Origin of the sequence: Psychrobacter immobilis, assembly GCF_003148585.1 — a bacterium.
GTDB lineage: Bacteria > Pseudomonadota > Gammaproteobacteria > Pseudomonadales > Moraxellaceae > Psychrobacter > Psychrobacter immobilis.
Map to the genome: position 1 here is coordinate 16,533 of NZ_QGGM01000022.1, position 11,848 is coordinate 28,380.

Annotated in this window: 7 protein-coding genes; 3 read left to right on the forward strand and 4 right to left on the reverse strand. The window is 44.5% G+C overall.

Annotated elements, in window-relative coordinates:
* The 4 genes from C8D84_RS13170 to ggt form a co-directional block, all read right to left on the reverse strand.
* Entirely contained in the window at positions 1 to 894 is an 894-nt protein-coding gene (locus C8D84_RS13170) for an RNA methyltransferase (RefSeq protein WP_109592690.1), read from the reverse strand.
* Positions 894 to 1,271: an Hpt domain-containing protein gene (locus C8D84_RS13175; protein ID WP_109592692.1), complete on the reverse strand. Its 378-nt coding sequence runs from the start codon at positions 1,269 to 1,271 to the stop codon at positions 894 to 896. Before C8D84_RS13175 ends, C8D84_RS13170 begins: the two co-directional genes overlap by 1 nt.
* Positions 1,272 to 1,514: 243 nt before the next feature.
* Positions 1,515 to 5,225: a DNA polymerase III subunit alpha gene (gene dnaE / locus C8D84_RS13180; RefSeq protein ID WP_109592694.1), complete on the reverse strand. Its 3,711-nt coding sequence runs from the start codon at positions 5,223 to 5,225 to the stop codon at positions 1,515 to 1,517.
* A 327-nt stretch (positions 5,226 to 5,552) separates the two neighbouring features.
* Complete coding sequence (gene ggt / locus C8D84_RS13185; RefSeq protein ID WP_228244554.1) at positions 5,553 to 7,493, reverse strand: gamma-glutamyltransferase; 1,941 nt, start codon at positions 7,491 to 7,493, stop codon at positions 5,553 to 5,555.
* 261 nt (positions 7,494 to 7,754) lie between these two features.
* Between ggt and C8D84_RS13190 the strand changes: the two genes are divergently transcribed.
* The 3 genes from C8D84_RS13190 to C8D84_RS13200 are packed head-to-tail and all read left to right on the forward strand — an operon-like array spanning position 7,755 to position 11,766.
* Positions 7,755 to 9,794, forward strand: coding sequence for a hypothetical protein (locus tag C8D84_RS13190; protein WP_109592696.1), 2,040 nt, complete (start codon positions 7,755 to 7,757; stop codon positions 9,792 to 9,794).
* A gap of 44 nt (positions 9,795 to 9,838) precedes the next feature.
* Entirely contained in the window at positions 9,839 to 11,482 is a 1,644-nt protein-coding gene (locus tag C8D84_RS13195; protein ID WP_109592698.1) for a hypothetical protein, read from the forward strand.
* A 44-nt stretch (positions 11,483 to 11,526) separates the two neighbouring features.
* Positions 11,527 to 11,766: an exonuclease domain-containing protein gene (locus C8D84_RS13200; RefSeq protein ID WP_170108309.1), complete on the forward strand. Its 240-nt coding sequence runs from the start codon at positions 11,527 to 11,529 to the stop codon at positions 11,764 to 11,766.
* Positions 11,767 to 11,848: the final 82 nt, after the last annotated feature.

Here is an 11,848-nt window from a genome sequence, read left to right on the forward strand (position 1 = left end):
TTAGTCTTTTGCAAGTTTGGCAATCAAAGCACTGAGTAGCTGATACTCTTTTTGATCAAGCTGTAGGCGTGAGCCCAGTCGTGACAGCCGCGATGGTAATGACTTCAAGTTTTCGCTATCGGCTAAAACTCGTTGAGCCATCAGTTCAGTGGTGCGATGGGTCAGCTGTTGCAATTGCTGCTGGGTAATGGCGGGTTCATCCCATTGCTGACGTAAATGTACATCGAGCATTGGCTGAGTAGTAGTACTCAAAGCAGTATCTAAACTATCCGCTGTCTGAGTGTGTGATTGCGCGTAAGCAAAAATAAAGCTAGCGATTACTTGCACGGCTGACGCGACATTGAGTACAGGATAAGCAGGGTTGGCATCGATTTGGATATGATAATCGGCATAAGCCAACTCTTCATTGGTCAATCCACGATCTTCACGCCCAAATAGGATAGCGATATTTGGTTTACTAGCAGTAACAGCCGACAGGGTATTAGCGTTGCTATCGTCTTTGCTCGACGCCGACTGTTTATCGATAAAATCAAACATAATCTTAGCAGCTTGCGTGGGTGTCACGACAGGGCGGGGCAAATGCCGACTGCGACTGCTGGCAGCAAATACCAACTGGCAATCCGCAATAGCAGATTCTAAAGTAGGTGCAATCAAGGCTGATGATAGCAGCTCGCTGCCACCTGCTGCATGAGACACACTGGTTTCATCAATTGGTAGCTTAGGATCGACAACCGTCAAACGAGACAAACCCATTGTGTGCATGGCGCGCGCTGCTGAGCCAATATTGGCAGGCAAAGTGGTATTAACCATGACAACTTGCACACAAGACAAATAGTCGCTCACCGTATGATTGACAGTAGATGCTGCTAATATAGGGGTAGAATCATTACTCATTACAACCCCAGTCTTAGATTGATTTCTTGTTCTGCGCGTTGCAATGCGACGGCGATATTTTCAATCAGTGCCGCTTGCTCGCTGATAAGACGCTCGCGGCAGCGCTCTTGTAACTGGCTGCTCAAGTTCGTTAATTGGGTCGTGCCCAAGTTGGCGCTGGCTCCTTTTAGCGCATGAGCAACTTCAAAACCATTGGCATTGTCATTTTCTTGCTGAGCGACTCGCAGCGCACTTATTCGCTGCTGACTATCAGTGATATACACTTGTATCAAATCAGCAAAGTCTTCTTCTAACAAATCACGCATATCTTCAAATTGCTCATGATTAATGATTTCTTCAGCTTGGTGAGCCATATTTTTATTTGGGGTTTCATCCATGGTTTTATGTCCAATTCTAAAAGTTAAAACGGTAAAGGGTTTGTAATAAATACGTCAATGTTCTTCAGGTATTAGGGCGTGTCCTCAATTCAATCAATTACTCTCTAAATGGGCTAAACATGGCTAAATTTTGTTAAACATCGTCAAATAGCTTATCAATATCTCGATATTAACGTCGCTATCTTCCTTGTTTGACGGCAATTTATCTCATTTTCATCACCATTTTTAAAATGAGGATACGCCCTAGCTATAATGGAAATGCAAATTGTCTTCACTAACCATATTCTTTAATTGCTGTAAGTTATCATCGTTGGGGTAGATGCGCCAGTGCTCAGATAGCCCTACGTTAGCGATGCCAAATTTCTCATAAATGCTCAGTCCCAGTGGCAGACAATTATCATTAATGGAGGTGTCAGTATTGCTCAAAGCATTATTGGCATAACTTTGATTAGCACTATTTTGATTCATGTCATTTTCTAGCGCCAATAAATCATTGCCATTTTCATCATATAAACTTCCGCCCATCGCAGCATCGTAGCCACTATTGCCATTAAAGTTGCCACTTTGCTCGTTTTGCTCGTTGTCATGAGACAGTTTTGGTGCCGGAATAATGCTGGCTTGTGCAGACTTGAGTAACGGTTGCAGTCGCGTCAGCAGATTGATATCGCTGCCATGAATTTTGATACTGATTTTTTTCATCCATCTTAGGCGCGCATCGACCATGCTCATGGCACTATCAAGACGGGCAAATAAACGCCCATCACGCTCACGAATGCTGCCTTTGATGATGACGACTTCATCAATTTTCAACTGTTCTTTAACGCGATTGAAACGCTCGGCATAGCAGCTTACTTCCAGCCTTGAAGTGCCGTCATCTAAAATAATGACGTTGCGATTACCAAAGTTGGCGATATCAATAATTAACCCGGCAAAATAGCAGCTACCGTTATAGCCGGTGTCAGTTAGTTTATCGAGACGTGCGCCTGAGGTATAGCGTTTTAACTCATCCAAGTATTCATTGATTGGATGACCCGTCAAATACAATCCTAACGTGTTCTTTTCTGCTTTTAAACGATGTTTATCACCCCAAATCAGCTCTGGCGTCATAACCAGTGGCGGCGCGGCGACGATACCATCCATTTCACCAAACAAATCCATCATGCCGATTTCACGGTTCTGACGGTCTTGTTCAGCAGCTTGTACGGCACTTGGCAGCTGGCTCATTAATGCGCCGCGAATCTCGTACGCTTCATCGGCTGGTAAATCTGGTCGTAGGGTGGCTGCAAAGTCATCAAAACAACCAGCGTTTATCAGTCCCTCTAAAGTGCGTTTATTAACCTTTTTGATATCAACGCGGCGACAAAAATCATAGAGGTCTTTAAACGGTCCTTCACGGCGGCGTGCATCAACGATAGACTCGACCGCGCCTTCACCAACGCCTTTAATCGCACCCAAGCCATAAATGATATTAGTCGGGGTATCAGCGACAAAATGCCACTCACTGCGATTTACCGATGGATTGACCACGGTCAAATCAAAGTTTTCACGGCAATCATTGATAAAGAACACCACGTTATCGGTGTTGTTCATATCTGACGTCAGTACCGCTGCCATAAACTCAGCAGGATAGTATTGCTTGAGATAAGCAGTCTGATAAGCGAGTACACCATAAGCAGCCGAATGCGAGCGGTTAAAACCGTAACCGGCGAACTTCTCCATCAAATCAAACACGCCGCCTGACGTTGCTTCATCAATACCTTGCTCTGTTGCACCCGTGATGAAGATATCGCGCTGCTTTGCCATTTCTTCAGGTTTCTTTTTACCCATAGCACGGCGTAACATATCCGCGCCGCCCAAGCTATAGCCCGCCATGACCTGCGAGATTTGCATGACTTGTTCTTGATAGACAATAACGCCATTGGTATTTTCTAAAATCGGCTCAAGATTGGGATGGTCATAGATGACTTCCTCACGACCATGTTTGCGGTCGATATACATCTCTACCATGCCAGCGTCCAGTGGGCCTGGGCGATAAAGCGCACACATGGCGATCACATCTTCGATGTTGGTCGGTTGCAATTTCGCCAGATACTTTTTCATACCCATACTTTCTAACTGAAAGACGGCAGTGGTCTTGGCATCTTGCAAGAGCTTGTAGGCTTTTTTATCATCTAACGGTAGGTCTTCTAATACCAACGCATCTTTGCCTTCTTTTGCACGGCACAGATTAATATTTCTGACCGCCGCATCAATCACGGTCAAGTTACGTAGACCCAAAAAGTCAAATTTTACTAGCCCAACGGCTTCAACATCATCTTTATCAAACTGGCTGACACGGTGACCTTCATCATCACAATAAATCGCGCTAAAATCTGTGATTCTGTGCGGCGCAATCAATACGCCACCAGCATGTTTACCCACATTTCGGCAAATACCTTCAAGCTTAATCGCCATTTCCCACACTTCAGTGGCATCTTCATAATCCATATTGTCAGGATTGGAAATTAAGTCTTTGAGCTGCGGCTCTTGCTCGAGTGCTTGACTGAGGGTGATACCCGGTGTTTTAGGTATCAGTTTCGACATTTTGCTGGCAAGGAAGTAGGATTTACTTTGTGCTCGCGCGACATCTCGTACAACCGCTTTTGCTGCCATCGTACCAAAGGTAATGATTTGCGAGACTGCTTCACGACCATAAGTTTGCGCCACATAATCAATCACGCGGTCGCGACCTTCGATACAAAAGTCAATATCGAAATCGGGCATGGACACACGCTCGGGATTCAAAAAGCGCTCAAATAATAAGTCGTAATGAATAGGGTCGAGGTCGGTAATATTGAGCGAATAAGCAACGAGTGAGCCTGCACCAGAACCACGACCAGGACCGACTGGTACGCCATTGGCTTTTGCCCAGCGGATAAAGTCCATCACGATGAGGAAGTAACCAGGAAAGCCCATTGAAAGAATAACTTTTAGCTCATACTCTAAGCGGTCATCATATCTTTGGCGAAAGTCGCTCCAATTATCGCTGCGTTTCTCGCTGGGAAATAGTTTATCTAGTCGATTATTCAGACCTCGGATTGATTCTGCACGGAAAAACGATTCAATCGTCTCACCTTCAGGCACAGGAAAGTCAGGTAGTACGTTGATACCAAGCGTCAACGTCACATTACAGCGGCTTGCTAAGCGCAAAGTATTATTAATAACCTGCGGAATATCAGCAAATAACTGCTGCATTTGCGCTTGGGTCTTAAGATATTGCGCATCGGAATAAGTTTGCGGGCGATTTTGGTCGGCAAGTACGTAAGAGCCAGCAATACAAACCCGCGCTTCGTGAGCATCGAAATCATCCTGCTCTAAAAACCGCACATCATTATGAGCAATGATAGGAATATGATGCTTAGCACCAGAGTGAATAGCCGCTTTAATAAAGGCGTCTTCACCTGAGCGATTGGTACGCTTAATCGCAAAATATAAGCGATCAGCAAATTGCGCTTGCCATTCTATTAGCAGCTCATCGGCTTTTTCTGGCATAGATCCAACCAATGCCTGACCGACATCTGATTTTTCAGTAAATAAGACAATCACGCCTGCCGCATGCGCTAAAATATGACTGCGCTTGACGACTGGTACACCATGATTGGCATCGTCGGCGCGCCCTTCGGTAAAGCCAAGTGATACGATACGAGTGATGTTTTGATAGCCCTCGTTGTTCATCGCAAGTAGGGTGAGCCGAGTGTCTTCATTTTCCATGATGACTTCACTGCCGATAATGGGCTTGATACCAGCACCTAGGCAGGCACGATAAAACTTCACCGTGGCATACAGATTGGACAAATCGGTCAATGCCAGCGCGCGCTGATGGTCAGCCGCCGCAGCTTTCACTAGCGGTTTGATACGCACGATAGAATCAGTGATTGAATATTCGCTGTGGATGCCAAGGTGTACAAATGCCATAGAGGACTCTTACGGATACGATCAAGAAGAAATGAGTTGTATGATGATGAATTTTTTATGCTTTTTTTTAAGACGTAGTAGAACGCTAAAATTTGTATTTCCAAGGTTTGAATTTGGTCGTTAATAATAGCATTATTTGGCTTAGACAGCCACTGATTCGGTTGGTTTAATCTCTTTGATACACATATGTAAGTCATTTTGGTAATATAAAAAACAAATAAGAAATCATATTAAAAAGCCCTCTACACTATGAAGAATAGAGAGCGATGAAGAATAGAGAGCGATGAAGAATAGAGAGCGATATTATTTAACTCAATACTTCTAATATTAATACCCAACGACTGCCGCATCGACGATACGCGGATCAGACGAGCCGTAGACACCATTTGGCGTGATCATAATCGACTGAGTCGAACCCATGGCTGCTTTTGGACTGACCGTATGACCCATTGATTCAAGCTTTTTAACTGTATCAACATTCAGTGCCTTTTCCACTCGAATTTCATCAGGCAGCCATTGATCATGAATGCGCGGTGCATGTGTGGCCTCAGCGATATTCATATCATGATCAATGACGTTTGAGATGATTTGGGTAACGGTGGTGATGATGCGGCTACCGCCTGGGCTACCAGTAACGATGTAAGGCTTGCTGTCTTTGAAGACCAGCGTCGGACTCATAGACGATAGTGGACGTTTATTGGCTTCAACGGCATTTGCTTCACCGCCTAATAATCCATAACCATTTGGCACACCCGGTTTGGCAGAAAAGTCATCCATTTCATTATTCAATAAAATGCCTGTGCCGTCAGCGACAAGACCCGTACCGTAAGAGAAGTTTAGCGTATAAGTATTGGCTATCGCGTTACCGTCTTTATCCACAATTGAGAAATGCGTGGTTTGATCGCTCTCATATGGTAGGGGGTTGTTCGCTTTGATGGTAGAGGCTGGTGTGGCTTTGTTTGGATCGATTAGGCTACGCAGTTTGTCCGCATAAGCTTGAGAAGTTAAGCCGCTAGTAGGTACGTCGATAAAATCAGAATCTCCCAAGTACTCAGCGCGATCCGCGTAAGCGAGCTGCATCGCTTCTGCCATTAAGTGAATGGTTTGCGCGCTGTTTTGCCCGTAGTCTTTTAGCGGATAACCTTCTAAGATATTTAAAATCTGCACGATATGGATACCACCAGAAGACGGTGGCGGCATCGAGACAATCTCATAACCACGATAGTCGCCTTTGACTGGCTCGCGAGCGATGGCTTCATAATTAGCCAAATCCTGTAAGCTCATGCTACCGCCAGCCTCATTGACCGCTTTGACCAACTTAATTGCGGTTTCCCCTTTATAAAATCCATCTGCGCCTTTTGCGGCAATAAGCTTAAGCGATTTTGCCAATTCAGGCTGTTTTAAGCGCTCACCGGGTTGATAGGCGCTGCCGTCAGGTTTAAAGAATATCTTCTTAGTGCTTGGCCATTTTTGTAAACGCTCGCTCAAGGCGGTGAGCGACTCAGATAAGCCAGCCGTGACTTCTATACCGTCCTCAGCCAGTGCAATCGCAGGTGCCATCACTTGCCCGCGACTCATGGTGCCGTGATCTTCTAACGCTTTAAGCAATCCTGCGACCGTCCCTGGCACACCGATGGCTAAACCATGATAACGAGACAAGTCGCTGACTGCATTACCATCTGCATCGAGATACATATCACGCGAGGCGCTACTTGGCGCTTTTTCACGGTAATCGAGAGCCACTGTTTTGCCTTGCTTGGCATCATAAATCATCATAAAACCACCGCCACCGATATTCCCAGCACGCGGCAAAGTCACTGCTAAGGCAAAGCCAACCGCGACCCCAGCATCAACGGCATTACCACCGTCTTTTAAAATCTTGAGTCCAATATCAGAGGCAAGCGCTTCTTGGGTGGCGACCATACCGTTCTTTGCCCAAACCGGATGATGAATCGCATCTTCAGAATAAATGGCTTGATCGGCATTTTTAATCGTGGAGGTAAGGGTATTGATTTTGGCTCTCGTTACGCGCTGCGTCTCAGATACCACCGTAGGATTATCAGCCATAATAGCGAGATTGATGGCGCTGGTGTTAATCGATGTTGGGTTGATGGTAGTTGATTGCTTGGTGGTTGGCTCAGCCGCATGAGTAGATAGCGATACTAAAAACGTACTGCTGATTAATAGAATAGCGGTTTTTATTTTTGCTCTGTTTTTAAAGTTATTTTGAGAAGCGTTGATTTCATCTTTTGATATTAGATGTTGCATTGTAAATTCCTTTTTGAGCAAGTGATGACACGTTTGGTCTGTAAAAATAAGACTGTAAAAATAAAGAGGCTAGAACGTTAGGGCGTGTCCTCATTGACATAATAATTGGTGCCACGTTTGCTAGATAAACAGTCTTATCAAAAATACTGAAAATTTTTAAGAAATACGTTCTAATCTTACTAAATTGTAACTCATTGTGATATAAATAATAGTGCTAGAATTTATTCATTATTGTCTGTCTATTTATAAGAAGAAATTACTATGTCATCCAACCGTACTCATAAACGCGACCAACAGCGTCACTCTGGCATGGCTCATCACCAGTCATCTGCCCATAACCCTAACAATCATAACAAGCATTCATATCAGTCGCGCAAATTAACCTCTATTGCAGGCTGCGCATTACTGCTTGGCAGTACGTTTGGGTTGGCAGGCTGTCAATCAAGCCCAGCGGTATCATCGTCTGCGGCATCAAAAAGTATGATTGATTTTAGTACCGCTGATAGCGCGCAGAGCCAAGCACAAGGACGCGCGTTTAATGCCAGCCTTACCACCAAATCTGAGCGTTATCAACAATTATTTGACCAAGAAAAATATCCCAATACTGACAATCAAGCCAAATCACATTTACTGGCGGCTATTCGTCAGCATCTGGCAACAGAACATGTGGCAGTCGCGCAAGCCAATTATCAAGCCGCACCTTTTATTGATCCAGATAGCATCGATGCAGGCTCTAGTAGCTTGCTTAGAACGATTATAGAGGCTTATGCTTATGAGCCTGAAGATTCAGACAGCGATGATAGTGACTATGATGAAAGTGATTATGAGAACAGGCAAACTGAGGCTATGGCAGAGTTAGCAGCGGTAAGTGCAGAGTCGAATAAATGCAATGACAATGAGGACGATGACGCTTATGAAGTCTGTGTTGTAAAGGATATTAACTATGACGAAAACGGTTATAGTCGCAGTGACTATCAATCAGAGAGTTACGGCGAAGGGAACTATGACACCGATGATTATGAATCAGACAGTGCTTTTTCGAAGTTATCAAAATTAAACCCAAAAAGCATGATAGAGCAGTATGAAGCCGTACAAATGGCAAAACAACAATCAGAGGATGTAGAACAAGGTAGCCAATCATCAACGCCATCTACGGGCGTCATTGGTCAAATGCTGAGTATGTTCCATCGCACGCCGGAACAGATAGCTGCGTCAAATGCTTATCAATATCAAAATTTAACGTTTAATAGTGTCAGTCAGTACAAACCCAAACAGCGACAACTGCAAAGCGTCTATAGCTATGACTATGTGACGCCGACGATTGCCTCATCCATACAGATACCGTTAGCGTTCGATTTTAACCATAGTAAAGTCACGGTAGACCCATCGGCAATCATGCCTATTATGGCGCTTGTTAATCCTGAAAATACCCCTTTACCTAACCAGATGGCCTCGCATACCGTTAGTTTTGGGTTGCCCGAGAGTATTACCGCGCAGCTGCCGCCAGCAGTGCTTTACGATGCCGCCATCGCTGCCATACAGAGCAGCATGGCAGAGCTTGGGCCTGAGCACTTTAGCGCGGTAGACATTCACAGTGATGCCTTTGCCAAAGAAGTCGGGGCGAGCCGAGCGGTAAAAGTCTATTTTGGCAGCAAGCAAAGCGGTGAGATGATCGGCAAAACCCTAAAATACATGACAAAGTCGCTACAGGATTATGTCGATGCCAATCCACAGAAATATCCTGATGGCGCCATGCTAAAAACTGCGCTGGCAAAAGTACAGCTATACAATAAAGGCTACCAAAGTGCGGATGTGGGCGCGCTATTGCAGCTTATTGAGGCCATCGGTCCGATCTCTTTTAATCAGATAAATTACTATTATTTAGACCGCTCAGATCGCCTACTTGCTAAGCAGCAGCGGGTGAATATCGGTGGCGATTTGATTGGTTCTACAACCAGCGTACTAAACCAAATACGCTACGATAAAAGCAGTTTTAATAAACATGCACTAACGCCTTTATTGACCGAGTCTTTTGGCGCAAATGCTAAAGCTGCTATCGATGGCAATGCATGGATGGCAGAGCAACGCCAACAAAAAGAAAGACTGCAAGCGGCACGTGATGCCCGCTATGACTATAGTGGGAGCAGTGATGATTACAATGATGATGACTATAGTAGCGATTATGCAGATGATGACAGCGGCTATGATGCAGCAGAATATGACAGTCCTGATAGTCAAGATGACACTGATATCGAAGACGATGCCGCAGATGATTCTGACAACAGGGTAGACCGTCAATAACGCTATCTTGCCATGTTTAAGCCCACATCTATTAAGGATAAAAAATGAAAAAATCACATCAAATCATTGCAAGTCATCTTCCGTCAGCGAGCCTTGCGTCAGTTCTTAATGGCAATCGCCTATTTGCTGGTGCGTTGGTCACAGGAGCACTATTGTTAACGGGCTGCCAATCTACCAGTCTTGACCACTCTAATGCTATGACTGCCAAGCAAACGCCAGTAGCAGCCAAAACAGCATTGGCGACGGCGTTACAGAAACAGCGCCGCCAGTCCTTTAGCTATCATAGCAATCTGGAGATCAGTAACGAGCAGCAGTTTAGTGATATTAATACTAAAATCGATGCCCAAGCGCCAGTCGCCTCAGGCTATATCGATGAATATTGCGAAGACACACACGATCAAGCGTATGCCGCCTTAATTACCCAAGCAGAAGCACAAAATAAAGATATTTTAGCGGCAGATTATGATGCTCAGCGAACGGTGCTCAAAGACACTTATCTTGAGTGTACGGATGCCTATGAGGCATGGGTAGAGAGTAAATATGATAGTGAAATCACTGTGCCAGCGTTTTACCAACAGTTGTTTGACAATTACGACGACCGAGCGACAGCGCAAGATATCAAAAAAGCAAAGTTGCTAGATGCTTATGTGCTAAAGCCACTGTCAATCAATGCACAAGGCATTTATCAGCCAATGGCTGGCAAGGCGACGATGCTGGCGAGCGTGCAGTATCAAGCGCGCAATCATCAAAGCAGCATGAATCAGCCGATTTATCTGGATTTGAAAAACGGTAATATTTATCTATGGGCAGATAATTTTGCGATGTTTAATTCAGAGCTATTAGATGACAAGCTCGGGACAAAGTGGCGCGACAAATGGCTAAAGCTAGCCATTAATGATGGCACCTTACCCAAAGGCTTTGGTAGTGAATTGATAAAAAGTCACTTTGCCGCGTTAGATGCCACATTTGATGCCGCACCTATTAGCCAGTTTGATTATGTCGCCCCTAATACGCTAGCCTCACTCTCTCCCAAGTTACCCGCGCATCAGCTACCAGCAATGCTAGCAAGTAACCAAGTTATTCGCCGTGTACAAAGTGCTGAGAGTTATGAGCAGTTTTATCAAAATTATATGCGCATCATTTACGAGCGGATGAGTCAGCGATATCCAGAACTGGTCAAAGTAAGCGCGGCTTACGAGGTAGGCAACACAGATGCTGATAAATTTACCAGTAAAGCGTTAGTGCAGCAAATGTTGGCAATGATAAAAAGTGACATGGATAGTGGCATTGAGACAGTAGAGGAAGCAATGGCAATGGCAGAGGCAAAAGAAAAGACGGCAGAAAGTGCAACGCTATCAAATGCAGAGACGCAAGAGTTGTATGGGTTTGATAAGCGTGGTCAGCTCAAATGGCAGCATTTGCGCAGTGAGCTTCCGAGCGAAACCGCCGATAGTAAGAACATGGTCATAGATGTTTTGCAGCAGTATTCTCCTGTCAGCACTAAAGACATGGCATTTCCCAATTTACCAAACGATGTGCAAGTGCCTAATGCCAGTAGTAGTATTGATGTGCGCGAGTATGGTAGCGAATTAATGCAGTATTATCGTGATAGCAATGGTACTGCAATGGGTAAGATGATGTTTAGTGTCATGCCAATGGCTAAAGAGAAGTTTGGGGCGATTGAATAAACAAAACTAAATCAGACTAAATCTATGACATTGAGGACGAGCTAGTGAATTTTGTGACCATTGACGTTGAAACTGCAAACAGCGACGTAGGGTCTATTTGTCAAATAGGCTTGGCTAAATATTTGAACGGTAAGTTAATCGATACATACAGCACTTTAATTTTACCGCAGACGTCTTTTAGTCGTCAAAATATAGAAGTGCATGGTATTACCAGTAGTATGGTAAAAGATGCGCCGTCTATGTATGACATTTACGGGCAAATATTAAAATTGGGGCTGTCCTAGATAAGTAAAATAATCTAGGATAGTCATATGAGAAAGAGCAGATTAAGTTGGTACAAACAAACCAGACTCATTGAACTATTTA

Excerpts from the sequence above, each read along its gene's own strand:
- C8D84_RS13175 (WP_109592692.1), bottom strand. The coding sequence starts at position 1,271 with ATGGATGAAACCCCAAATAAAAATATGGCTCACCAAGCTGAAGAAATC.
- ggt (WP_228244554.1), bottom strand. The coding sequence starts at position 7,493 with ATGCAACATCTAATATCAAAAGATGAAATCAACGCTTCTCAAAATAAC.
- C8D84_RS13195 (WP_109592698.1), top strand. The coding sequence starts at position 9,839 with ATGAAAAAATCACATCAAATCATTGCAAGTCATCTTCCGTCAGCGAGC.
- C8D84_RS13170 (WP_109592690.1), bottom strand. The coding sequence starts at position 894 with ATGAGTAATGATTCTACCCCTATATTAGCAGCATCTACTGTCAATCAT.
- C8D84_RS13190 (WP_109592696.1), top strand. The coding sequence starts at position 7,755 with ATGTCATCCAACCGTACTCATAAACGCGACCAACAGCGTCACTCTGGC.
- dnaE (WP_109592694.1), bottom strand. The coding sequence starts at position 5,225 with ATGGCATTTGTACACCTTGGCATCCACAGCGAATATTCAATCACTGAT.